Source organism: Rathayibacter sp. CAU 1779 (assembly GCF_054551755.1).
Map to the genome: position 1 here is coordinate 432,536 of NZ_JBTOLK010000001.1, position 25,031 is coordinate 457,566.

Consider the following 25,031-nt stretch of genomic DNA (forward strand, 5'->3'; position numbering starts at 1 on the left):
GTGCACAAGCCATGCGGCACGAAGGGCCAGCGGAAGCGGGGTCACCGAAGGGATGCCGCGCTACTCGCGGGCCGCGTCCAGCATCCGTTTGGTCAGGACGGATGCCGTGGTCACCCCGACCGATTCGAGCACGTTCTGCCCGACATCCGATCGGTCGATCGCACAGACGACGGTGTGCACGTGAGCGCCGAGCTCGCGGAGGGCGAGCGCTGCGTTCCGCACGGCGCCGCCCGTGGTGATCACGTCTTCGATCAACGTGACGCGAACGCCCTCGACGTCGCCGCCCTCAGCGAGCTTTCGCGTGCCGTACGCCTTCGGCTCCTTGCGTACGAACAGGGCCGGCAGGCCGGTCAGGGAGCTGACCATCGTCGCAATGGGCACTCCGCCGAGTTCGAGTCCGCCGAGCGCCTCGGTATCCGGCGGCAGCAACGGAACCATCGCCTCGGCGACCCGGCGCAGCAACACGGGATCGGTCTCGAACCTGTATTTGTCGAAGTACTCGGTCGCGATCAATCCGCTTCTGAGGGTGAACTCGCCGGAAAGTCGGCACACCGCGTCGATGTCTCTGGCGAGGTCACTCATCTGCGCATTCACGCCTTGATCTTGGCATCCCGCGGGAAGAACTTTGTCAGCGCGAGCGGGACCACCCGCTCGCGCCGTCGAGAGCACGAGACAGTTCGCGGGAGTCGGCCGCTGATCACGGCGAGATGACCTGCAGTGATCGGCCCGCGGTCGAAGCGGACAGTATTGACCTGCGTTCGTATTGAATCGTGGCAAATGATTCCTTGACATCAATTGGCGCTGCTCTTAGCGTCAGGTAGAAGGCCCAATTGAACCGTTTCAAGGGAGAGCGAAAACACGATGACGTGGCTTGCGAAAATGATCGCCTCCGATTCCACATTCGACGGCGCACCATTGCTCCGGTCCGAATTCGATCTCGACGAAGGTCACGGGGAGATCTCCCGCGCGAATCTCCATCTCACGGCTCGAGGGCTGGTCGACGCCTGGATCAACGGGCATCCAGTGTCGCAGGACGTTCTAACACCCGGATGGAGCAGCTACGAATGGCGGCTGCGGTACGCGACGTATGATGTGACCCCCTTGCTCGAGGCCCGTACCACCCTTGGTCTCGCGCTTGGCAAGGGTTGGTTCGGCGGTCGCCTCGGATGGAGCGGGCGTGGCTGGTTCTACGGCTCGGAAGTCGCTGCCCTGGCGCAGCTCGAGATCGAGTTCTCCGACGGACACCGCCAGCTGGTGGTCACGGACGATCAGTGGACCAGCGGCCCCAGCGCCGTGCTCGCCAATGACCTGTACGACGGAGAGACAATCGATGCCCGTCGCGCACACGAAGACTGGCTGCAGTCGGGCTTCACGGGCGACGATTGGGTGGGGGTACACGCGGTGGACTTCGACACCGCGACGCTCGCGCCGTACATCGGACCGCACGTCACGCGCTGGAACGAGCTGCCGGTATCCGAGATCGTCACCACTCCGTCCGGCAAGACCGTTCTCGACTTCGGGCAGAACCTCGTGGGCTGGCTGCGGGTGCGCATCAAGGGGCCAGCGGGTACGGAGATCACAGTGCGGCACGCCGAGGTGCTCGAGCACGGTGAACTCGGCACCCGCCCCCTTCGCACCGCGCAGGCGACCGACAGGTTCATCCTGAGCGGCGGAGACGACGAGTTCGAGCCGACCTTCACCTTCCACGGCTTCCGATACGCCGAGATCACCGGATGGCCGGGAGAGTTCGACCCGTCCGACGTCACCGCGGTCGCGATCGGTTCGGCGCTGAAGCGCATCGGCACGATGACCACGTCGGATCCCTTGCTCGACAAGTTCCATGAGAACGTCGTCTGGGGCATGCGCGGCAACTTCGTCGACGTGCCCACCGACTGCCCCCAGCGGGACGAGCGACTCGGCTGGACCGGCGACATCGCGGCCTTTGCCCCGACGGCAGCGTTCCTCTTCGACGTCGACTCGTTCCTTTCGGACTGGCTCGTCGATCTGGACCTCGAGCAGAGCCACCACGACGGCATCGTCGGATTCGTGATCCCCGACATTCTGAAGTACACGGATCGCGAACGACCCACCGAATTCGGTCCGGTCAGCTCTACCGCCATCTGGAGCGACGCCGCGGTGTGGGTTCCATGGACGCTGTACCAGGCATACGGCGACACGGAGGCGCTAGAACGGCAGTTCAGCTCGATGGCGTCCCACGTGCGCCGCGTGAAATCCCTGCTTTCCGACGCCGGCGTGTGGGACGGCAACTTCCAGTTCGGTGACTGGCTCGACCCGGATGCTCCTCCGGAGGACCCGGCACACGCCAAAGCCGACAAGGGTGTCGTGGCCACGGCAGCCGCCTACCGGTCGGCTCGGATCGTCGGCGATGTCGCGGCCATCCTCGGACGCGAAGACGATCACGCCGAGTTCGACGCGATCGCGGCCGGGCTGCACCGGTCGTTCAACGACGAATACGTCAGCGCCGAAGGCATGGTGAAGAGCGATTGCACGACGGTGTACTCGTTGGCGATCGTGTTCGGACTTCTGGATGCGGCGCAAGAGGCGTTCGCAGGGCGGCGCCTCGCGGAGCTCGCCGAGCAGGCCGGCTATCGGATCTCGACCGGATTCGCCGGGACCCCGTTCATCACGGACGCCCTCACGAAGACCGGGCACGTCGACACCGCGTACCGGTTGCTGCTGGAGCGTGAATGCCCCTCGTGGTTGTACCCCGTGACGATGGGTGCCACGACCGTGTGGGAGCGATGGGATTCGATGCTCCCCGACGGCACCATCAATCCCGGGGAGATGACGAGCTTCAATCACTACGCGCTCGGCGCAGTCGCCGATTGGATGCATCGCGTCGTCGGCGGAATTGCACCTTTGACCCCTGGCTATGCCTCGGTACTCATCGCCCCACAGCCCGGTGGCGGGCTCACCGAAGCGAACACGGCGCTGGAGACTCCACGCGGTCGCGTGAGCGTGCACTGGAAGCTCGTCAACGGAGTGCTGACGGTGGAGGCCGAATTGCCGGACGGCGTGGACGGCGTTCTACGGCTGCCCGGAGCCGGCGACCGCCAGCTCTCGGCCGGCTCGGTCGTCGCCAGCGCCGAACTGCGGACGGCGTGACGCACCGGCGGCGGAATGAGACGCTGGCGACGAGCGGTATTGCGCTGCCGGCCGCCCCTGAGCCATCTCCGGTACGTGATGGCTCGCTCTCCGCGGCCATGCAGCTTCGTCCATGAGGCACGTGAGCGCACGACGACTTCGGTCGACGCATTGCCCTTGACCTGACCGCAAATGCACACAGTGAATCGATTCAGGGCGGAATCTCTCCGAGAAAGCGCTTACCAATTCCGGTTTATCCGGTTGTGACCGATTCCTGCCATAAATTCCTTGACCCTCCCTCTCCAGCGACGTATCGTTCGAGACATTGAATGGTTTCAATTGCCATTCGAGGAATTCCCGGTGGCGAGCGGAATGCACCACTCGCGATACAAGGAGGTAACCGGATGAAGTTCTCTCCCCTGCGGCGCGCTCTCGTCAGCACCGCGTCCGTCGCGGCCGTTGCGCTCGCACTGACCGGGTGCAGCGGATTCGGCAGCACCGGCTCGAACACGGGAAGCAAGGTGACCATCACCTTCCTCACGCAGAACGACGCCGCCGACACCGCACAAGCCAAGGCGCTGATCACGGGCTTCGAGAAGAAGTACCCGGAGGTCACAGTCAAGCTGAACACGCAGCCGGCCGGCACCCAGGGCGACAACCTGATGAAGACCAAGCTGTCGACCAAGACCATGAGCGACGTCTTCCACTACAACTCAGGCTCGCTGTTCCAAGCACTGAACCCGAAGACGACGATGACCGACCTGAGCGACCAGAGCTGGGTGAAGGACCTCGACAAGAACTTCAAAGAAGTCGTGACCGCCGGCGGAAAGGTGTACGGGGCCCCGCTCGGCACATCGTCGGCCGGTGGAATCCTCTACAACAAGAAGATCTATCAACAGCTCGGGCTCTCCGTTCCTACGACCTGGGACGAGTTCATCGCCAACAGCAAGAAGATCCAGTCGGCCGATCCGAGCGTGACCCCGGTCCTCCAGTCGTTCGGCGACACGTGGACGAGCCAGCTGCTCGTGCTCGGGGACTTCGCGAACATCAACAAGCAGGATCCGAACTGGGCCGACAACTACACGAACAACAAGGGCGATGCGAAGTACGTGAACGCACCCGCGTTCGAGGGTTTCCAGCACACCTCTGAGATCGTTGCGGACGGGCTCGTCAACAAGGACTACGCCTCGATGACGAACGCCCAAGCAATGGACGCCCTTGCCACGGGCAAGGCAGCGCAGTATCCGATGCTCACCAGCTCCATGGCGACCGTGCAGCAGAACGAGCCGAACAACATGAACGACGTCGGTGTTTTCGCCATCCCGTCGCCCGACGCGAAGTACACGTCGTTGACGCTGTGGGAGCCCAACGCGCTGTACATTCCCAGCACGACGACAGGGGACAAGCTGCAGGCCGCGAAGAACTTCGTCGCTTTCGCGAACTCCTCGGATGGCTGCACCATTCAGAACCAGACGGGAGCGGCGGCCGGGCCGTACGCCACCAGCGCCTGCAAGCTTCCGAGCGACGCTCCCGACTTCACCAAGGATGTGCAGAAGTACATCGACGATGACCAGGCAAGCCCCGCGCTCGAGTTCAAGTCGCCCATCAAGGGACCGAACCTCGAGACGATCCTCGTCGGTGTCGGCTCGGGTACCACGACGGCTCAGGTCGGTGCCCAGCAGTACGACCAGGACGTGAAGGCGCAGGCCCAGCAGCTGGGAATCAAGGGCTGGTGATACTGACCGACTCATGATCATCGAGTGGGAGTGGGAGGCCTTCGGCCCCCCACTCCCCATGAAGGAGTGTCAATGACGACGACCGCCGTGCGCATCGACCCCGCGAACCCCACGAAGACGCCGGGCAGATCGCGGGGAGACAAACACCGAGGCGTGCGCAGCCCCTACCCCTCCTGGTTCTACATCCCCGCCGGGGTGCTGTACCTCATCTTCTTCGCGCTCCCGACGTTCTCGTCGTTCTACTTCGCCCTGACGAGGTGGACCCTCTTCAGTCAGCAGTTCATCGGGCTGGGCAACTTCGTCCAGTTCTTCCAGACGCCGGCGCTGACGCAAGGCTTCATCAACACCCTCATCTACGGCTTCCTGACGTCGGCCGCGAAGGTCGTACTCGGCCTCGCGCTCGCGCTGCTTCTCACCAGTCCGATCTTCGGTCGCGGCTACCTGCGCGCTGTCGTCTTCTTCCCCGTGCTCGTCTCGACGGTCGGCGTCGGTCTTACGTTCAAGTCGCTGCTGGATCCGTTCCATGGCGTCGTCAACTCGGTGCTCGGCTTCTTCCACTTGCCGCAGCCCGGGTGGTACACGGATCCGCACCTCGCGCTGCTGACCGTGGCAGGTGTCGACATCTGGAAGGGCGTCGGCATCGCGACCCTCATCTTCATGGCGGGAATCGTGGCGATACCGTCCGAGTACTTCGAGGCGGCGCGCGTCGACGGAGCCGGATCCTGGAACGTGTTCCGCAACGTCACCCTGCCGCTCGTTCGGCCGGCGATGGCGACCGTCATCATCCTCTCGCTCATCGGCGGACTGCGGTCGTTCGACCTCATCTGGGCCATGACGAACGGCGGACCCGGATTCTCCAGCGACGTCATCGCGTCCGTCATCTACAAGCAGTACCAGGCGGGATTCTTCGGGCTCTCCACCGCAGGCAACGTCATTCTCTTCATCGTGGTGACGGCCATCATGGTGCCCGTCCAATGGTTGCTCAACCGAAGGGAGGCGGAGCTGTGACAGTCACCAAGGCAATCACCACGACGGACCCCAACGATCGCCGTCGCTACAAGCCCGCACGACGACCGATGACCTTCCGCCGCTTCGCCAGGAAGTATCTCGTCGGCATCATCGCGATCCTGGTGTCGTTCGTCGTCTTCCTCGTGCCGTTCATCTTCGTGGTGCTGCAGGCCGCGAAGGATCCGAAGGAAGCGGGGCTGATGGGCTTCACACTGCCAAGCACGTGGCAGGTCGGGCAGAACTTCTTCGAAGTGATCCAGACGAACAACTTTCAGTTGCTCGCCGCATTCATCAACAGCTTCATCCTGACCATCGTCAGCGTCGTCATCATGGTCGTGTTCTCGGCGATGGTCGGCTATCTGCTGCAGCGCAAGCGTTCGAAGCTGAATCACGTCGCGAACTTCTTCGTGCTCGCCGGACTGATCGTGCCTCCGGCCGTTGTCCCGACCATCTGGGTGCTTCAAGGCCTCGGAATATTCGACACGCTCCCCGGCATGATCCTCATCGAGGCCACCCTCGGGCTCTCGTTCGCGATCCTGCTGTTCCGGGCTTTCGTGGCCACCATCCCGCGTGAGCTGGACGAGGCCGCGATCATCGACGGCGCAGGGCCGATGCGACTCTTCTTCCGCGTCATCCTGCCGCTGCTGCGGCCTGTGGTGATCACGGTGGTCGTGGTGCAGGCGGTCGCGGTGTTCAACGACTTCACGGGACCGCTCTACTTCCTGCCGAGCAGTGACAATCCGACAGTTCAGCTGACGCTCTACAACTACCAGAGCCAGTCGGTGAGCCAGTACAACCTGCTGTTCATGAGCATCCTGCTCATCACGATTCCGCCGCTGATCATGTACATCTTCTTCAACAGGCAGATCGTGGCGGGCATGACGAGCGGCGCCGTCAAGGGCTGACAATCCGGCCGGCCCACAATCGGCGTTCACCCGCGCTGCCTCGCCACGCCGAGTGCCAGCGAGACGCACCGAACTCCGGTTCTCGGCGTCGAGCGAACAACATGAAGACGCGGATGCCGCGTCGCCAGGCGACCCGTCTAGAGGTATTCGGCGGGAACGCCCCCACGCAGCCAGGTGAGTTCATTGTCACGGATGAACGTGGACAGCGCTTCATCCGCCGTGACTCCTGCGCCGAGCCAATCCGTCAGCCTGGCCAGCAGGTCGGATCCAGTCTCGACGCCCGGCTCGTCCACGGCGCGTTGCCACGAGTCGACGAACCCTTCGGGTGAAGGAACGGATCGCACGAGGGAGGAAATGTACTTCGGTCCCGGCATGAGCACGTGCGCAGAGGCGAGCGCGGCACGTGCCGCCGCGAGGGTCAGATGCACGGCTGCGTGACGCACGAGGAACGCGTCTCCCCGGTCGTCGCCCTGCACGAGGAAGTACCCGCCATAGAGCAGCGCCTGCGCGACATGCGATCGGATGCGTTGGCTCCACGCGACCTCGGGAAGAGTGGAGATATCGGCGAGCACGGCATCCAGCGGCTCACCGCGTGAGAAGGCGATCCGAGCCCCAGCGAACGAGGCCCGGGTGGGGTCGTCTCCGCGCTCCGCGGCCGCCGCGAGATATCCGGGGCAAACCAGCTTCACGTCGATGTATGACCCGGGGTAATCCAGACCGTGACGGGCGGTCCAGGCGAAGTTGCCGGCATCCGTGCTCCGCTCGAATGCGGTGTCCGTCACGACGAGATAGACGTCGACGTCGGAACTCTCCCGTTCCGATCCCCTGGCCGGCGATCCGACCAGGATCACCCCGAGCACGTCAGGATCGCTTCGAACGTCGTCGATGTACGCGGCGAGAGCCAGCTCGTGGTGGTGCATTGCTCCTCCAGTGATCGTCGTCGACCCTCGGGACATGAGGAGTTCACGCGAACTCCGCGATGTTCTCTTTCGGATTCGAGCTACCTGCGCGTTCCCCAACCCGCCATGCGCTCCGGACGGTCAGTCCAGCATGGTCGACTGTCGCACCACGAGTTCCGGCTGGTACACCACCTGCTTCGGTTCGAAGCCTTCTCCCTGTTCCGCTTCCGCGAGGAGAAGATCGACAGCGGTGTGGCCGATCAAGGCGGCCGGCTGCCGCATCGACGTCAGTGGAACCGTGGCCGTGGCGGCGAAGTCGATGTCGTCGTAACCGACGATGGCGAGGTCGTGAGGCAGACGCACCCCGGCGAGCATGGCGGCCTGCAGCACGCCGATCGAAATGAGGTCGTTGGCAGCGAAAACGGCATCCGGCCGCTGCGATACATCCCGTGCAAGCAACGTCTTCGCGGCTTGCACGCCGGCTCGCACCGTGAGCGACGCGGTCGGGATGTACTCGAGTGCCACTCCTGCACGTTCGGATGCCGCGATCCGAGCCCCTGCCAGACGATCCGCCACCTGTCTGATCGAATCGGGGCCGCCAACGAAGGCGATGCGCTTACGCCCGATATCGATCAGGTGTTCCACGGCGGTCTTGCCTCCCGCGACGTCGTCGACGGCGACGGAGGAAAAGCTGTGGTCTGGCGCTTCACGGTCGACGAGAACGACGGGGATGCCGCGCTCCCGCGTCTTGCGCAAGCGCGGCAGGTCGTCGGCAACGGGACTGATCAGCACTCCATGCACGCGTTGCTCCTCGAAGAGATCGAGGTAGCCGCTCTCGCGCGGGGTCGACTCATCGCTGTTGCCGACCAGCACGGAGAAGCCGTCTTCCGCGGCCCGCCTCTCCGCGCCGCGCGCCACGTCAGTGAAGAAGGGGTTTCCGACGTCGAGCACGATCAGTCCGATGCTTCGGCTCCGCCCAGCGCGAAGCTGACGAGCGGCGTCGTTGCGGACGAAACCAAGCTCGGCGATCGCCGCGTTGACACGCTCGACGGTGGCTGCGGCGACTCGATCGGGCCGGTTCAGCACGTTCGAGACCGTTCCGACCGACACTCCTGCTGCGATTGCCACGTCGCGCACGCTGACCATGTGCACCTCCTGAACGCGTCCGCTGCGCTCCCGTCTCCAAAGGCGGATTGCGCCGGCGGTGTTCGAAACGCGTGAACCGAATCATCTCACGGCGCTCTCGCCGGCCGCGGACCATACGCGTGCGCTGACGGCTTCCGCATCGCTTCCGGGCTCTGTCCACCGACAACGGTCACGGTATCAACCGCTGAATCGATTCACAAGGACGCCTCGGGCCAGTATCGCTCAAGTGATCGTGCTTGCAGACGGCCGCGATCTATGAAACGATTCAATAGCGCCTGCCCAGTCGAGCGACTGACGCGCAGCGCGAAGGGAGAGGACGGCCGATGTCGTCACCGCAGCGTGTGTGCTTCCGACTCCGAGTGCGCCCGGAACTCCTCGACGAATACCGCCGTCGACACGCGGAAGTGTGGCCAGAGATGCTGCGCGAGATCGCGGCCTCCGGGCGGCGCAACTACTCCCTCTTCCTCGCCGACGACGGCGAGCTGATCGGGTATTTCGAGACGGATGACGCGGCCGCCAGCGACCGCTACCTCGCAGAATCCGAGGTGGCTGCGAGGTGGGAGGCCGACATGGGCCGCTTCTTCGTAGCGCTCGACGGGCGCGCGGACCAGGCATCCGAGCAGCTTCCCGAGGTGTTCAACCTCGCCGATCTCCTCGCGGCAGCGGATTCCGCAACCGAGAGCGCCCCGGACGCCGCCTCCTCGTCGGACGCGATCGACACCACAGACGCGTCCGCGTAGGCGCAGACTTCGACCACAGCAGTTCCCCGCGAGGATGCGGGGCCGGTAAGAAAGGCACCACCATGACCATCCCGTCCGCCACCCTCGACCTGCTCGCACAGCAGGCGATCGAGCTGCCGAGCTGGGCGTTCGGCAACTCGGGCACCCGCTTCAAGGTCTTCGGCTCGGCCGGCACTCCGCGCGACCCGTTCGAGAAGATCTCCGATGCCGCGCAGGTGCACAAGAACACCGGCCTCGCGCCGACCGTCGCTCTGCACATCCCGTGGGACAAGGTGCCGTCGTACTCCGAGCTGAAGAAGCACGCCGAGGACAACGGCGTCGAGCTGGGCACGATCAACTCGAACACGTTCCAGGACGACGACTACAAACTCGGCTCCGTCACACATTCGGACCCGGTGATCCGCCAGAAGGCGATCGATCACCACTTCGAGTGCATCGACATCATGAACGAGACCGGCAGCCGTGACCTCAAGATCTGGCTGGCCGACGGCACCAACTACCCCGGCCAGGACGACATGCGCGCCCGCCAGGACCGCCTGCACGACTCGCTGTCGAAGATCTACGAGCGGATCGGCGAAGGCCAGCGTCTTGTGCTCGAGTACAAGTTCTTCGAGCCCGCGTTCTACCACACCGACGTTCCGGACTGGGGCACCTCGTACGCGCAGACCGCCGCCCTCGGCGACCGCGCCGTGGTGTGCCTCGACACCGGCCACCACGCGCCAGGCACGAACATCGAGTTCATCGTGATGCAGCTGCTGCGCCTCGGAAAGCTCGGCTCGTTCGACTTCAACTCGCGCTTCTACGCCGACGACGACCTCATCGTGGGGGCCGCGGATCCGTTCCAGCTGTTCCGCATCATCCTCGAGGTGATCCGCGGCGGCGGATACGCCAACCCCGACGTCGCGTTCATGCTCGATCAGTGCCACAACATCGAGAAGAAGGTGCCGGGCCAGATCCGCTCCGTGCTCAACGTGCAGGAGATGACGGCCCGCGCGCTGCTCGTCGACCGCGACGCGCTGTCGGCAGCCCAGGCCGCAGGCGACGTGCTGGCCGCCAACGGCATCGTGATGGACGCCTTCTACACGGATGTCCGTTCCGACCTCGCCGACTGGCGTGAGTCCCGCGGTCTTCCGCGCGATCCGATGGCTGCGTATGCGGCATCCGGATACCAGGAGAAGATCGAAGCCGAGCGCGTCGGCGGCACCCAGGCAGGATGGGGCGCATGACGACCTCATCTCCCGCGACACAGCAGCCGACGGCAGCACCGGAATCGGCTGCACCGACCATCACCGCCGACCTGATCGCCGGCATCGCCACCGAGAACCGCACCATCGACGGTCCGCACGGCGCGGTCCCGGTGAGGATCTACCGTCCGAGCGGAGAAGCAAGCGGCCAAGGCCTCGTGTGGCTGCACGGCGGTGGATTCTGGGCCGGTGACCTCGACATGCCGGAGGGAGACTGGGTCGCACGGTCGTTCGCCGCGCGCGGCATCGTCGTCGTCTCGGTCGACTACCGCCTCGCACCGCAGGCCGCCGAGAACGGATCCGGACGCGACGGCGTGCACTATCCCGTCGCGTCCCAGGAGGTGGCGTTCGCGTTCGGATGGGCCGTGGCATCCGGTCTGGCGACGGGCGCGTGGGCGCTCGGCGGCGCGAGCGCGGGCGGCAACCTCGCCGCCGGTGCGACGCTGCGGCTCATGGCGGAAGGCGGACCCGTGCCGGCACTGGACGTGCTCGCGTATCCGACGCTGCTCGCCATCCAGCCGGCACCGGATGCTGCCTTGCGCTCGGCACTCGACGCCGACCCGGATGCCGACCGCTTCGGACCCGATCCCGTGCGCTCCATGTACGAGAACTACCTCGACGCGCCTGCCGAGAGCGCCGACATCATGGCCGCTCCAGGGCTCGCGACGACATCCGACCTGGCGGAGTTTCCGCCGACGATCATGATCAACGGCGAGGTCGACGAGCTGCGCGTCTCCGGCGAGGTGTTCGCGGCGACGTTGCGAGCCGCCGGGCGCGACATCCAGGTCCTCACCGAGCCCGGCACCGGACACGGGTACCTCAACCGGCCGGACGAGCCGGCCGCGACGGTCTCCATCGACCGGTACGCCGCGCGCATCCGCTCGCTCCCCGCATCCGCCTGAGCGCCCAGCACCCACCTGAGCCCGCATCCACCTAGAAGGAACCAGCCATGACCAACCAGACCGCGAGCGAGCTCATCGCGCGCAGCAATCGCCTGGGCTCCGATCCGCGCAACACGAACTACGCGGGCGGCAACACGTCCGCGAAGGGCACCGAGACCGATCCCGTCACGGGTGAAGATGTCGAGCTGCTGTGGGTGAAGGGATCCGGCGGAGACCTCGGCACGCTGACGGAGTCGGGTCTGGCCGTGCTGCGTCTGGACCGGCTGCGTTCCCTGGTGAACGTGTACCCGGGCGTCGAGCGCGAGGACGAGATGGTCGCCGCGTTCGACTACTGCCTGCACGGCAAGGGCGGCGCGGCACCGTCGATCGACACCGCCATGCACGGACTGGTGGATGCCGCGCACGTCGACCATCTGCACCCGGACTCCGGAATCGCGATCGCGACCGCCGCGGACGGCGAGGCCCTGACCGCCACGATCTTCGGCGGCAAGGTGGCGTGGGTTCCGTGGCGCCGTCCAGGCTTCCAGCTCGGCCTGGACCTCGCTGCCATCAAAGCCGCGAACCCCGAGGTCGTCGGTGCCGTGCTCGGTGGCCATGGCATCACCGCATGGGGCGACACCTCCGAGGAAGCCGAAGCGAACTCGCTGTGGATCATCGAGACCGCTGCGGACTACATCGCCGAGCACGGGCATCCCGAACCGTTCGGCGCTGTTCGGGCCGGATTCGAGGCCCTTGCGGATGCCGAGCGTGCGGCCCGTGCGGCGGCGCTCGCCCCCACGATCCGCGGCCTGGCATCCCACGACAAGCCCATGGTCGGGCACTACACCGACTCGGATGTCGTGCTCGACTTCCTGGCGTCGGAGAAGGCGCCTGCGCTGGCCGCGCTCGGCACCAGCTGCCCCGACCACTTCCTGCGCACCAAGGTGAAGCCGCTGCTGCTCGATCTGCCGGCCACGGCATCCGTCGAGGAGCAGATCGCCCGCCTGAAGGAGCTGCACGGTCAGTATCGCGCCGACTACCAGGCGTACTACGACGCGCACGCGACTGCCGACAGCCCTGCGATCCGCGGTGCTGATCCGCTCATCGTGCTCGTTCCCGGCGTCGGCATGTTCAGCTACGGCGCCAACAAGCAGACCGCACGCGTGGCCGGTGAGTTCTACGTCAACGCCATCAACGTGATGCGCGGCGCGGAGTCGCTCTCGACGTACTCCCCCATCTCGGATGCTGAGAAGTTCCGCATCGAGTACTGGGCGCTCGAGGAGGCCAAGCTGCAGCGCATGCCGAAGCCGAAGACCCACCAGGGACGCATCGCGTTCGTCACCGGCGCGGCATCCGGTATCGGAAAGGCCATCGCAACGCGCCTGGCGAAAGAAGGCGCCTGCGTCGTCGTGGCCGACCTCGACCTCCAGAAGGCGCAGGCCGTGGCGGCCGAGCTCGGCACCACGGATGTCGCGATCGGCGTCGCAGCGAACGTCGCGGACGCCGAGGGTGTGCAGGCCGCCATCGACGCGACGGTGCTCGCGTTCGGCGGCATCGACCTCGTGGTCAACAACGCCGGGCTCTCGCTTTCGAAGCCGCTGCTGGAGACCACCGAGAAGGACTGGGATCTGCAGCACGACGTGATGGCCAAGGGGTCGTTCCTCGTGTCGAAGGCCGCGGCATCCGCTCTCATCGCCCAGGGCATGGGTGGTGACATCGTCTACATCTCGTCGAAGAACAGCGTCTTCGCCGGCCCGAACAACATCGCCTATTCCGCGACGAAGGCCGACCAGGCGCACCAGGTGCGCCTGCTGGCGGTCGAGCTGGGCGAGCACGGTGTGCGGGTCAACGGCATCAACCCCGACGGCGTCGTGCGCGGCTCCGGCATCTTCGCCTCGGGATGGGGCGCCAACCGGGCAGCAACGTACGGCGTGAAGGAAGAGGACCTCGGCCAGTACTACGCGAACCGCACCATCCTCAAGCGCGAGGTCGTGCCCGAGAACGTCGCCGACGCCGTATACGTGCTCACGGGACCCGAGCTCAGTCGCACGACGGGACTCCACATCCCCGTCGACTCGGGCGTCGCGGCCGCGTTCCTGCGATGAGCGAGCAGCTCCCCGACGGAGACGCACCCCTGGTGGTCGCCGCCGTTGATCTCGGTGCGACCAGCGGACGGGTCATGCTCGCTCGTGTCCGCGCCGGCGGCGAGACCGACGGCGCCGCCGCCCGGATCCCCGGTTCGACGGCGGAAGCCACCGCCCCGCTGCTGGAGCTGGAGGAGGTGGCGCGCTTCCCGAACGAACCGGTGCAGCGCGCCGACGGCCTGCACTGGAACATCGCGGCCCTACGCGACGCTGTGCTCGACGGACTCGCGGATGCCGCGGCCTCCGCCGCCCGTCGCGGCGAGCGCATCGCATCGATCGGCATCGACTCCTGGGCGGTGGACTACGGCATTCTGCGCGGCAGCGAGCTCGTGGCGGAGCCGTTCCACTACCGGGACGCCCGCAACGACGCGGGAGTGGATGCCGTGCACCGGCTCGTCCCCTTCGACGAGCTCTACGAGCACAATGGGCTCCAGTTCCTGCCGTTCAACACGCTGTACCAGTTCGCGGCGGACAGCGCGCTGCACCCTGATGGCGTTCGCCACCGCAACCACGGTTCGAACGCCGACCGCGGAAGCTCGACCGGCGACAACGCCGGCTCAAGCGGCGATCGCGACGGCATCGCCTTGATCCCTGACCTCTTCGCCTACTGGCTCACAGGCGTCCGCGTCGCCGAGGAAACGAACGCCTCGACCACCGGTCTCGTGGCGGCGACGGATGCGGACCCGCACTGGGACACGGACCTCGCGGCGCGGGTCGGGCTGCCGACGGACATCCTGCCGCCCATCGTGCGTCCGGGAACGGTGATCGGCACGCTGACCGCGGAGATCACGGCGCGGACCGGGCTCGTGGATTCGACGCCGGTCGTCGCCGTCGGCTCGCACGACACGGCATCCGCGGTTGTCGCGACGCCGTTCGCGACCTCCGCCGGCGAGGGCTCCGCGTTCATCTCGTGCGGCACCTGGGGTCTCGTCGGCGCCGAGACCGCGACCCCGGTGCTCACGGCCGAGGCCCGCGACGCAGGCTTCACGAACGAACGCGGCGTCGACGCCACGACCAGGCTTCTGCACAACGTGATGGGTCTGTGGGTGCTGAACGAGTGCGTGCGTGCGTGGCGCGACACCGATTCGAGGCCCAACACCGATTCGAGGCAGCCCGACCCGGCACGACTGCTCTCCGAGCTCCTCGCCGAGGCGTCCGGGCCTGACGTGTCGTTCATACTCTTCGACATCGACGATCCGCGGCTGATGCCCCAGGGCGACATGCCTTCCAGGGTCGCCCAGCTCTGCGTCGAGGCCGCGGGTCGCGCCCCCGGCAGCCGGGCGGAATACGTGCGGAGCATCGTGGAGTCGCTCGCGGATGCGTTCGCGCGCGCCGCTGCACGGGCATCCGCTCTCGCAGGCACTCCGCTCTCTGCCATCAACATCGTCGGTGGCGGATCGCAGAACGTGCTGCTCTGCCAGGCGACGGCGGACCGCGCCGGAGTCCCGGTGATCGCGGGACCCGTCGAGGCGACGGCACTCGGAAACGTGCTCGTTCAGGCTCGCGCCGCGGGCGCGGTGTCCGGCGGACTCGACGTCCTGCGCCGCCTCGTCATCGCGACGCAGGAGACGACGAGGTACGAGCCGCGCTGACGCGCGCATCGCCATCGCCATCGCGACCGCCATCGCCATCGCCATCGCGACCGTTGGCCCTCAGAGAACGCGTTTGAAGGGCAGAAAATGCTGTTCGCGACGAAGCGAGGAGCATCTTCTGCCCTCTGAAGCGTTTCACGAATCCAGGGCGCTGAAGAGTTTCACGAAGGCGGAGCAGCCGCGAGACGTCAGGAAATGCGATGTCCGACCGGCCGAAACCGCCATCCAGCGGATGACATTTCCTGACGTCTCGACGAGTCAGTCGCGCGAACGCGACTCGTACGCTGCTGGCGCCCCCAGCACGGCGCGGATGCGCTCCAGGTCGAACTTGGGCCGCCGATGGAAGTCGTACAGGCCGTTCTGCTCCTGGAACGTGTCGGTGAGCTGCGTGTAGCAGTAGCCGAACATGCTCGGATCCTGGCGGAGCACGTCCACGAGACCGGCGAACCGCTCGTAGAACTCCTCGATGGTGCGTACGCGCTGTCCGTATCCCCATGAGTAGCGGCCGTCGTCTGCCCGGGCGATCTCCTCGTTCCACCAGATGCCGCCGAACTCGGAGACGAAGAACGGCTGGCCGTCGTACGGAACGGAGATGAGACGCCCGTCCTCCGTGTTGAAGTAGGGTTGCCCATCGGCGCATCCTGCCTGCTCGTGGGCGAACGCGACCGGATCCTGCTCGTACGAGTGGGCATCCCACACGTCGGCCTCGAGTACTCGATGCGAGTACCCCGACGCGTCGATCACCGGACGCGACGGATCGGCCAGCTTCGTCGCCAGGAACATGCCGCGCGTCACGTCGTCGAGCACGGTGATGCGATCGTGCAGCGTCTGATGCGTCTCGTTCAGCGGGCACCAGCCGATGATCGCCGGGTGGTTCACGTCGCGTTCGAGCGCCTCGAGCCACTGCGTGATGAAGGATGCGGTCGGCCCCTGATTGTGACCGATCGTTCCGGCTCCCGAGACGCCCCAGTCCCCGAACTCGCCCCACACCAGGTATCCCAGCCGGTCGGCGTGGTACAGATAGCGCTCCTCGAAGACCTTCTGGTGGAGCCGCGCGCCGTTGAAACCTGCCTCCATGCCTAGGCGGATGTCCCGCACGAGCGCGTCATCGCTGGGCGCGGTCATGAGGGACTCCGGCCAGTACCCCTGGTCCAATACCAGTCTCTGGAACACGTGCTCACCGTTGAGGAGCACCGCTGTTCCGTCGATCGCGACCGCGCGCAGCCCCGCATAGCTCGAGACGCGGTCGGTGACCGTACCCGAGGCGTCCGCCACGTCGATCTCGAGCGTGTAGAGGAAGGGGTCCGCCGGCGACCACGGGCGCACGTCGCCCTCGGCGACCTCGAGTCGAACCGTTCCCGACAGGCCCGTGCTCAGGCCGGCGACGGCGGTCGTGACGAGGGATCCGTTCGCGTACAGGCGCAGCGTGGCGGTCGCACCTGCGACATTGCGGCTGGGCACCAGCTCGCACTGGAACGAGCGCGAGTCGAGGTCCGGCGTGATCCGCACCCGACGCAGGTGCAGCGGGTCGACCGCCTCCACCCACACGGTCTGCCAGATGCCGGTGGTGCGCGTGTAGTAGCAGTCGGTGTTCTCGTACCAGGTGGCCTGCTTGCCACCCGCTTTCGGCTCGCGTCGCAGGTCGCGGGCACGCACGACCACCGTGATCTCGGCGCTCGGCGTCAGTTCACCCAGCTGCGCCCTGAACGGAGTGAATCCGCCGCGGTGGCGCACGGCTTCGACCCCGTCCACCCACACGGTCGTGTCGTGGTCGACGGCACCGAAGTGGAGGATGCCGTGCTTGCCGTCCCAGCCCTCAGGCACCGTGAACCGCGTGCGGTACCAGACGGCATCCATGAAGTCGGTGTTCTCGATTCCGGATGCCGCGGACTCCGGTGCGAACGGCACCGTGATCGTATCCACGAGTTTCCGCGCCAGAAGCCCGCGCTCCAGCCCACTGTCGCCGGCGTCGATCTCGAACTCCCACGTGCCGTTGAGGTTCAGCCAGCCGTCGCGCACCAACTGCGGACGCGGATACTCGGGCCTGGGCTGCTGATGGTCGTCGCCGCGTCCGTTCGGAAGCGCTGCCGGAAAGGAAAGGGGGTGTGTCATGATGTCTGGTTCCCAAGCGATGTGGTGCGCGGACCGTCTTCGAGGTCGGGCGCGTGGTCGAGACCGGCGCACGAGGCCGGGCCTTTGTGGAGGACGCGCAGTGGTGGGGCGCCTGGCACGACGCCCCACCACGCAGCTCTCGCCGTCAGCCCTTGGCTGCTGCGATGTCCTTCTTCAGTTCTGCGATGTACTGCTGTGCCGCCTGCTCCGGCGTCGCCTTGCCGAACTGCACGTTCTGCCAGTACTGGCTGAGCAGGCTGTCGGCGTCCTGGCCGCCCACCGGGGTGATCGGAGCTGGAGTTCCCGACTCTGCGGTGGCCTGCTTGATGTAGTTCATGACGATCTTGTCCGATCCAGCCAGATCGGGCGTGATCACCTTCTGGAACGAAGGGTTGGCGGGCGTTCCGCGCTCGGCGCCGAACAGCTTTCCGACCTTGGAGTTCGTGGTCAGGTAGTCGATCAGCTCGGCCGCCTCTGCCGGATGCTGCGACTTGCTCGAGAGCGTCCAGTACATCGACGACTTCAGGTACTGCCATCCCTTCTTCGCGTTCGAGTCTGCTGGGAAGGGCAGCATGTCGAGCTTCTCGTCCGGCGCTGCCACCTGGTACGCGGTGAGGTTCGACGGAACGAACGTCATCGCGACCTTGCCGGTGGCGAGATCGGTCTGGTCGATCGTCGCCCCCGAGCCCTCGGCGAGCTGGGATGCGCTGGGCGTGATGCCCTCCTTGATCTGGGCGAGCGAGTACTTCCAGTAGTCGGTGAGCACCGACGGCTTCAGCACCACATCACCCTTGTCGTTGAACAGCGCGTTCCCGTGCTGCCTCGCCCACAGCGTGAGAGAGACCGAGTCTCCGCCCAGCGGGTCGAGCCCGAGCACCTTTCCGTCGGACGCCTTGGTGATCTTCTTCGCCAGAGCGGTCAGGTCGTCCCACGTCCACGATGTCGTGTCCGGCATCTTCACGCCGTATTCGTCCAGCACGCTCTTGTTGATCGCGACACCGATCGAGTTCAGGCCGATCGGCACCGCGTAGAGCTTGCTGTCGTATTCACCGGTGTCTCGCACGTTCTTCGACAGGTAGGAGGTGTCGAGGTACTTGCTGTAGTCGCCGAGATCGGCGAGCGCGCCGCGCTGCGCATACGACGCGACGTAGACCTGGTCGAACTGCATGACGTCGGGCGCCTGGCCTCCGGCGACGCTCGTGGCGAGCTTGTCCCAGTAGCTGCCCCAGTCGGTCGACTGCATCTTCACGGTGATGTTGGGATGCGCCTTCTCGAACAGCTTCACCGCAGCCTCGGTCGAGGTGACGCGTGAGGCCGAACCCCACCAGTAGAGCGAGATGGTCACCGGCTTGTCACTGAGCTTGGCGCCTCCGTCGGTGCTGCCGGCGGCGGTTCCGCCGCCGCTGACGGCGCAGCCGCTGAGCAGGAGTGCGGAGATCGCGGCGACCGCAGCGATGGCGTGCCGGCGTATGCGGGTGGGACGTTTCATGATTCTCCTTCGAATGGATGACGTGACGTGGTGTTCAGAGGGGTCGATCGGGCGGGCTCTCCGGGGAACCCCAAGGGGTCTCGAGAACGCACTGGCGGGCATCCGCTCACTTGCCTCCGGTGGTCGCGATGCCCCGCAGCAGGAATCGCTGACCGAACAGGAATGCGAGGAAGACCGGAATGAGGGTGACCACGCTCATGGCGAAGAGCGCTCCGAAGTCGGACTGGGATGTCGGGTCGACGAACTGGCGCAGTGCGACGGATGCCGTGTACTTGTCAGGTGCCGTGACGAAGATCAGCTGCGAGAAGAAGTCGTTCCAGGTCCAGATGAACGTGAAGATGGCCGCAGTCGCGAGCGCCGGCTTCATCAGCGGGAGGATGATCTGCAGGAAGATGCGCGCATGGCCGGCGCCGTCGATCCGCGCCGCTTCGTCCAACTCCCTCGGAATGCCGCGGATGAACTGCACCATCAGGAAGATGAAGAACGCGTCGGTGGCGAGGAATTTCGGCAGGATCAGCGGAAGGAAGGTGTTGATCCAGCCGAGCTGCGCGTAGAGCACGTACTGCGGGATGATCAGCACTTGGATGGGCAGCATCATCGTGACGAGCATCGCCCCGAACGCCAGCCGCTTGAACCGGAACCGCAGTCGGGCGAACGCGTACGCGGCCAGCGAGCAGGTCAGCAGGTTGCCGATGATCGCGCCGATGACGATGATCGCCGAGTTCAGCAGGTAGGTGCTGAACGGTGCCTGCAGCGCGTCCCATCCGCGGGTGTAGTTCTGCACCTCGAACGTGTTGAGCACGAGGCTCGGGTTGTTGAAGATGTACCCGTTGGGTCGCAGCGAGCTCGCCACCATCCACAGCACCGGGTAGAGCATGACGACGCAGAGCACGATGAGAACCACGTGCCTGAGCACGCTCCACACGCGGCGGCGGCGAGCTGCGGCATCCCGAGGGGCACGTGCCGTGCGGATGCCTGCGGCCGGCATCGAGAGCGGAGAACGCTGGATGGTCTGCTGATCAGTCATCGTAGAAAACCCAATACTTGGAGGCCCAGAAGTTGACGGCTGTCGCGGCACCGACGATCACCAGCAGAAGCCACGCGATCGCGGAGGCGTATCCCATCTGCAGGCTGCCGAAGGCCTTCTGGTAGAGGTACAGAGTGATGAAGAGGGTCGAGTTCGTCGGCCCGCCCGAACCGTTCGAGATGACGTAGGCCTGTGTGAACGACTGGAACGCGCCGATGATGCCGAGCACGAGGTTGAAGAAGACGATCGGGCTCAGCATCGGCAGTGTGATCGAGCGGAACTGACGCCACTTGCCTGCACCGTCGGTGGATGCCGCCTCGTACAGTTCTCGAGGGATCTGCCTCAGGCCCGCGAGGAAGATCACCATCGGTGCACCGAACGTCCAGACATGCAGGATGATCAGCGTGCCGAGCGCCGTGTTCGGGGATGCGATCCACGACGGTCCGTGGATGCCGAACAGGGCGAGGAACGCGTTGACCAGCCCTTCGCCGCCGAACACGAGGCGCCACAGAACGGCGATGGCCACGCTGCCTCCCAGCAGGGACGGCAGATACAGCACCGATCGGTAGAACGCGAGACCGCGCATCCCTCGGTCCAGGAGCACGGCGATGGCGAGCGCGACAGCGAGCTGGAGCGGCACCGAGATCACCGTGTAGACGATGGTGACGATCAACGAGCTCCCGAGATCCGAGTCCTGGAGCATCCGCTCGATGTTCGTGAGGCCGGTGAAGTGCGGGTTCTGCAGCAGGTTGTAGTCGGTGAAGGACAGGTACAGCGAGGCGACCATGGGGCCGAGCGTGATGGCGAAGAATCCGATCAGCCACGGCAGCAAGAAGACCGCCGCCGCCTTGTTGTCCTTGGTCTCCGACTTGTCCTTGACGCGCTTCGTCCCCTTGGGAACCTTCAGCGCTCGCAGTTCGTTCAGGGCGCTCACGCGGCCTCCCGAACGATCAGGGTGGCGGTGGTGGGGGGCATGGTGCTCATCTCCTTCGACGGCAGTTCCGGGCGATCCGGTGGCGCCGGTGCCCGCTTGTGCTACGTAGAACGGATGCCACCGTAGTTCCGACGTGCTACGTAGCACAAGAATTTGGCAAACGTTTGCCACGATGCAGTCGGAACGGTGGCGGGCAGTACTCTGAGCGCATATCCGGATCCAGCAGCGCCGGTCGCTCGTGAGATGCAACAGGAGGTCTCCATGGCGGTGACGGCCCACGACGTGGCGAAGGTCGCCGGTGTGTCTCAGCGCACCGTCTCCAACGTCGTCAACATCCCCAGCCGTGTCGGTGCGGAGACCCGCAGACGTGTGCAAGCCGTGATCGACGAGCTGGGTTACCGCCCGAACCCGCACGCTCGAGGCCTTCGAACCAGTCGTACCGGAGTCATCGCATTCGTTGTGCCCGAGCTCGACATCCCCTACTTCTCCGACCTCGCACGGTCGTTGATCCCCGAGTTGGACCGAAGGTCGCTGACGCTCGTCATCGATCAGACCAACGGCGATCCGGAGCGTGAACGCGCCGTGCTGCAAGGCGGATCGGTCTCCGCCCCGTTCGATGGCGTGCTCCTGAATGCGCTCAACCTGACGGCGGCCGACATCGAGGCCGCCGCGGCGACGCAACCCATCGTGCTGCTCGGCGAGGAGGACTACGGTCCCGGCGTCGACCAGATCGCCGTGGACGGCGTCGAGGCTGCATACGTTGCGACGCGTCATCTCATCGAAACCGGCAGGACGCGCATCGCGGCGCTCGGTCGACAGAGTCGCGAAGCAGGCACGACAGCCCAGCGTGAGGCCGGTTTCGTCTCAGCAATGACGGAGGCCGGACTGGATCCGTTCCGCTATATGTCTCGGGTGGAATATACGCGGGAGAGTGGAGCCGTGGCGATGCGGGCGATGCTGGATCAGACCGATCCGCCGGACGGCGTGTTCTGCTTCAACGACCTGCTCGCTCTGGGCGCGATGCGCGCCGCGTGGGAACGAGGTCTGGAGATTCCACGACAGCTCGCTTTCGTCGGCTTCGACGACATCGAGGACGGCCGGTATTCGATGCCGTCACTGACCACGATCGCGCCCGACAAGGCGACCATCGCCCGACGTGCCGTTGAGATGCTCACGGAGCGCATCGCGGGCCACACCGCACCCGGCCGACGCGAACAGGCGGGCTTCGAGCTCATCGTGCGGGAGTCGTCGGGACGCCACCGCTCCCGCGCGATCTCGTCGGGGCGCGCGCGCCGACTCGCGCACCCCGACGAGAGCCTTTACGCCTTCGTGCGGACGGTTTCCGCGTCCACGTCCGGCTCCAGCGAACGCTCGGCGATCGCGTCGCCGACGAGCGCCAGGTTCTGGATGGCAGCGAGCCCGAACTGCGCCGACGCGTTCGTCGAGACGCGGTCGGCCTCCTGCACGGGAGCGAGCACCTCGGGCGGCAACACGGTGTGCACGTGGAATGCGGCATCCGCATCGTGGAAATCACCTCTGGCCAGGAATTCTCCTGATGCATCGAACGCACGCCAGACGCGCCGCGCCAGCTCCTCGTCGCCCATCGCGTTCGCGACGTAGGCCAGCAGCCGACTGTGCGCCTGCGTGAGGTTGGTGCCTTCGAGCACCTGGCCCACGGCGGCGAGCTGCTCCTCATCCGTCGCCAGGAACAGACGGCAGTACTGCAGCCAGGCATCACGGAATCCGGGGACGTCGACCAGTGCGATCAGTTCGCTGCACATCTCGACGAGGCCGAACACGGCGCTCAGGTGCGACACGGAGATGCGGTCGCGCGAGGTGTCGAAGCGTCCGGTGCTCAGGTCGTACAGGGCCTCGCCGGTGAGGAATCCCTGCGGGAGGGATCCGATGTCCTCCATGGTGCCGAGCAGCCGATCACGGGACCACTCGTCGCCGGAGCGCTCCCATTCCGTCAGCCACGTCGCGGCGAGTGCACCCCAGTCGGTGCCCAGCCCGATGGCCAGCGCGTGCTGGTCGGGGCGATAGGTGGCGGCATCCGGACGCACCTTGCGGGTCGGATCGAGGGCCAGGAAGGTGCGGTCGCTGTCGCGCAGCTCGTGCAGCAGATCGCCCGTGCGCTCGTCGGCCGTCAGGAAGTAGAAGAACCGCCGGTATGCGGGGCTGCTGATGCGCAGCTGCTTGGCGCTGCATCCCCAGTGCTGCACGTTGTGCCGCGATCCGAGGCCCGTGAAGCGGCCCGCGTGGTACGTGTCGACCTCGCCTGTGTGGCGCGTCATCGCCTCCGCCATGCGGAACACGTCCTTGCGACCGGTGCGCAGGAACGAGTACCAGAGCCACAGGTCGGGCGAGAGCTCAGAGTTGTCCCACGCGTACCCGCCGACGTCGTACCGCCACACGTGCCGGTCGCGGTCGTACGTGTGCATGATGTCGCCGTAGTTCCAGAACCCGTACCAGCGTCGCTGGTCGATCTGATCGCGGTAGAACGCGAAGAGCGCGTCGAGCTGGTCCTCCAGATGTGCCTTCTCCGGCACGCTCCGATCGGGCAACGCCCAGTCTCCGAACACTCCTGCGGCGCGGATGCTCTCGGGCGCGGCGGCGAGCTGCGCCGGGTCCGCCACGAGCCGGGCGTGCTCCGCGAACACCGTCGTCGCCGGTGTCGCCCCGTACGGGCGCAGCCACAGCTCGTGCGTGCGGGCGATGCCATGGGCGTCACCGAATCCGGGCTCGTAGTCCTCGTACGTGATCTCGAGGCCTTCGAGTTGCGTCTCGAAGTCGTCCTGCCCGAGGCCGTCGTGATAGAACCGCATGTCCATCGGCTCGGATTCCGGCGAGTACAGCCACGCGGTCAGCGATCCGGTGTCCGTCGTCGCGTTGCGCACATCGAGCTGCACCGGGTACGACTGCCAGAAGTCCCGCACACCCAGTCCGACTCCACCGGTGACGTCGCCGAGGTAGGCGTATCCCTCGGCGCGCGTGCCGGCGGCGATGCCGACCCACGCGTGGCCGGCAGCGGTGCGCTTGCGCAGGGTGAATCCGTCGGGGGTGGGCTGCGACAGCGTGACGTCGTTCCACGTGGGGATCAGCGCCAGCCGCTTGGACACGGTCGGCGCCCACTCCTCCAGCGGCGGGGTCGGGCGTCCGGCGATCTGAGCGGAGCGCACGGCGTCGCCAGGATCGCGGCGCAGCCCCGTGACGCCCCGAACGGCCTCCGCGAAGACGCCGCCCTCGGCGCCCGCGATGCGCACGTGCCGGTCGTGCAGCGCTTCTCGCAGCGGAACGCTCACGCGCAGGCCGAGTCCGGCGAGGAAGTCGCGATCGGCGTCGCCGTCCCACACGAAGGAGTGCAGCATCCGCACGCCCTCGCGTCCGGCAGTGAAGTAGAGACGGACGCTGAACGGCAGCCAGCTGCGGTCGCCGTCGAGTGCACGGTGAACGCCCTGCACACGCACCACGGCACGAACGGGACCGTCCTGCTCGACCTCCACCGAGGTGACGTCGCTCTCGAAGTCGGACCGTTCGCGCCGTTCCTCTTCTTCGGGCGCCGTGGTCTGCAGCACGCTGACGAGACGCGCGTCACGCGCGACCTCGCGACCGTCGATCCGCACGTCGCGCAGCAGCGCCGGTCCCGACGCCGGCACCAGGAGCGACACCGCTCCCGTGTCGACGCGCACGCCGTCGGCGTCGCGAGTCACGCGAACGGCCTGCGCTGTGGCATCCGTCGTGCCGAGGGCCGAGCCCGTTTCCGTACCCGGAGCGGATGCCGGCACCACCCGATACCCGTCGCGCGCGTCGGCCGTCGCCACGCCCGCCCACTTCAGCGAGCCGTCCGGCCAGGTCGCCAGCGGCCAGAGCTGGGCCGCGACCGGTTCACCGGTCTCGTCGACGACCTCGAGGAGGTCTGCGGAGGCCACGGTCCCCCGCGGCAGCGGAGCGCCGAAGGTCGCCGCAGTCTGCAGCTCGCCCGGCGGAGTGTCGCCGAGCCAGCGCACCTGCACGCCGTCGAATCCGGCCTCGGCTTTGCCATCGGTACCGTCGGCCGGGGGGGGGGGAG

The 25,031-nt window shown here is 66.3% G+C and carries 17 protein-coding genes and 1 pseudogene; 10 read left to right on the forward strand and 8 right to left on the reverse strand.

Annotation, left to right across the window (positions count from 1 at the left end):
• Nucleotides 1-60 precede the first annotated feature (60 nt).
• Nucleotides 61-582 (reverse strand): orotate phosphoribosyltransferase, encoded by a 522-nt coding sequence (pyrE, locus tag ACX9R5_RS01875; RefSeq protein WP_459407315.1) that lies wholly within the window; start codon nucleotides 580-582, stop codon nucleotides 61-63.
• Between the two features lie 297 nt (nucleotides 583-879).
• Between pyrE and ACX9R5_RS01880 the strand changes: the two genes are divergently transcribed.
• From ACX9R5_RS01880 to ACX9R5_RS01895, 4 genes are all read left to right on the forward strand, one after another.
• A complete protein-coding gene (locus tag ACX9R5_RS01880; RefSeq protein WP_459407316.1) occupies nucleotides 880-3,126 on the forward strand; it encodes an alpha-L-rhamnosidase in 2,247 nt (748 codons plus the stop codon).
• A gap of 383 nt (nucleotides 3,127-3,509) precedes the next feature.
• The gene (locus ACX9R5_RS01885; RefSeq protein WP_459407317.1) at nucleotides 3,510-4,841 is read left to right on the forward strand and encodes an ABC transporter substrate-binding protein; all 1,332 of its coding nucleotides are present in this window, start codon (nucleotides 3,510-3,512) and stop codon (nucleotides 4,839-4,841) included.
• Between the two features lie 72 nt (nucleotides 4,842-4,913).
• Nucleotides 4,914-5,849 (forward strand): carbohydrate ABC transporter permease, encoded by a 936-nt coding sequence (locus ACX9R5_RS01890; protein WP_459407318.1) that lies wholly within the window; start codon nucleotides 4,914-4,916, stop codon nucleotides 5,847-5,849.
• On the forward strand, nucleotides 5,846-6,754 hold the full coding sequence (locus tag ACX9R5_RS01895; protein WP_459407319.1) for a carbohydrate ABC transporter permease: 909 nt from the start codon (nucleotides 5,846-5,848) through the stop codon (nucleotides 6,752-6,754). The genes ACX9R5_RS01890 and ACX9R5_RS01895 overlap by 4 nt, the downstream gene beginning before the upstream one ends.
• 137 nt (nucleotides 6,755-6,891) lie before the next feature.
• Here ACX9R5_RS01895 and ACX9R5_RS01900 read toward each other — a convergent pair whose 3' ends face one another.
• Nucleotides 6,892-7,674: a hypothetical protein gene (locus ACX9R5_RS01900; protein WP_459407320.1), complete on the reverse strand. Its 783-nt coding sequence runs from the start codon at nucleotides 7,672-7,674 to the stop codon at nucleotides 6,892-6,894.
• Nucleotides 7,675-7,794: 120 nt separating this feature from the next.
• Nucleotides 7,795-8,799 carry a LacI family DNA-binding transcriptional regulator gene (locus tag ACX9R5_RS01905; protein ID WP_459407321.1) on the reverse strand — a complete coding sequence of 335 codons (1,005 nt, stop codon included), beginning with the start codon at nucleotides 8,797-8,799 and terminating at the stop codon, nucleotides 7,795-7,797.
• Nucleotides 8,800-9,122: 323 nt separating this feature from the next.
• Between ACX9R5_RS01905 and ACX9R5_RS01910 the strand changes: the two genes are divergently transcribed.
• The 5 genes from ACX9R5_RS01910 (at nucleotide 9,123) to ACX9R5_RS01930 (ending at nucleotide 15,400) form a co-directional block, all read left to right on the forward strand.
• Entirely contained in the window at nucleotides 9,123-9,539 is a 417-nt protein-coding gene (locus ACX9R5_RS01910; RefSeq protein WP_459407322.1) for an L-rhamnose mutarotase, read from the forward strand.
• Between the two features lie 62 nt (nucleotides 9,540-9,601).
• The gene (rhaI, locus tag ACX9R5_RS01915; protein WP_459407323.1) at nucleotides 9,602-10,765 is read left to right on the forward strand and encodes an L-rhamnose isomerase; all 1,164 of its coding nucleotides are present in this window, start codon (nucleotides 9,602-9,604) and stop codon (nucleotides 10,763-10,765) included.
• Nucleotides 10,762-11,685 (forward strand): alpha/beta hydrolase, encoded by a 924-nt coding sequence (locus ACX9R5_RS01920; protein WP_459407324.1) that lies wholly within the window; start codon nucleotides 10,762-10,764, stop codon nucleotides 11,683-11,685. Before rhaI ends, ACX9R5_RS01920 begins: the two co-directional genes overlap by 4 nt.
• Nucleotides 11,686-11,732: 47 nt before the next feature.
• Nucleotides 11,733-13,769: a bifunctional aldolase/short-chain dehydrogenase gene (locus tag ACX9R5_RS01925; RefSeq protein ID WP_459407325.1), complete on the forward strand. Its 2,037-nt coding sequence runs from the start codon at nucleotides 11,733-11,735 to the stop codon at nucleotides 13,767-13,769.
• Nucleotides 13,766-15,400, forward strand: a complete 1,635-nt coding sequence (locus tag ACX9R5_RS01930) for a rhamnulokinase (RefSeq protein ID WP_459407326.1) — start codon at nucleotides 13,766-13,768, stop codon at nucleotides 15,398-15,400. Before ACX9R5_RS01925 ends, ACX9R5_RS01930 begins: the two co-directional genes overlap by 4 nt.
• A 258-nt stretch (nucleotides 15,401-15,658) precedes the next feature.
• Here ACX9R5_RS01930 and ACX9R5_RS01935 read toward each other — a convergent pair whose 3' ends face one another.
• The 4 genes from ACX9R5_RS01935 to ACX9R5_RS01950 all read right to left on the reverse strand — a co-directional run bounded on the left by ACX9R5_RS01935 (nucleotide 15,659) and on the right by ACX9R5_RS01950 (nucleotide 20,962).
• Nucleotides 15,659-17,512, reverse strand: a complete 1,854-nt coding sequence (locus ACX9R5_RS01935; RefSeq protein WP_459407327.1) for a glycoside hydrolase family 2 protein — start codon at nucleotides 17,510-17,512, stop codon at nucleotides 15,659-15,661.
• Nucleotides 17,513-17,657: 145 nt separating this feature from the next.
• Complete coding sequence (locus ACX9R5_RS01940) at nucleotides 17,658-19,001, reverse strand: ABC transporter substrate-binding protein (RefSeq protein WP_459407328.1); 1,344 nt, start codon at nucleotides 18,999-19,001, stop codon at nucleotides 17,658-17,660.
• Nucleotides 19,002-19,107: 106 nt separating this feature from the next.
• Nucleotides 19,108-20,028: a carbohydrate ABC transporter permease gene (locus tag ACX9R5_RS01945; protein ID WP_459407329.1), complete on the reverse strand. Its 921-nt coding sequence runs from the start codon at nucleotides 20,026-20,028 to the stop codon at nucleotides 19,108-19,110.
• Nucleotides 20,021-20,962, reverse strand: a complete 942-nt coding sequence (locus ACX9R5_RS01950; RefSeq protein WP_459407330.1) for a carbohydrate ABC transporter permease — start codon at nucleotides 20,960-20,962, stop codon at nucleotides 20,021-20,023. Before ACX9R5_RS01950 ends, ACX9R5_RS01945 begins: the two co-directional genes overlap by 8 nt.
• Before the next feature lie 261 nt (nucleotides 20,963-21,223).
• Between ACX9R5_RS01950 and ACX9R5_RS01955 the strand changes: the two are divergent.
• Nucleotides 21,224-22,201 (forward strand): annotated as a pseudogene (locus ACX9R5_RS01955) (LacI family DNA-binding transcriptional regulator); the annotation flags it as partial.
• 80 nt (nucleotides 22,202-22,281) lie between these two features.
• On the opposite strand, the gene ACX9R5_RS01960 reads toward ACX9R5_RS01955, so the two are convergent.
• Nucleotides 22,282-24,975 carry an exo-rhamnogalacturonan lyase family protein gene (locus ACX9R5_RS01960; protein WP_459409009.1) on the reverse strand — a complete coding sequence of 898 codons (2,694 nt, stop codon included), beginning with the start codon at nucleotides 24,973-24,975 and terminating at the stop codon, nucleotides 22,282-22,284.
• Nucleotides 24,976-25,031: the final 56 nt, after the last annotated feature.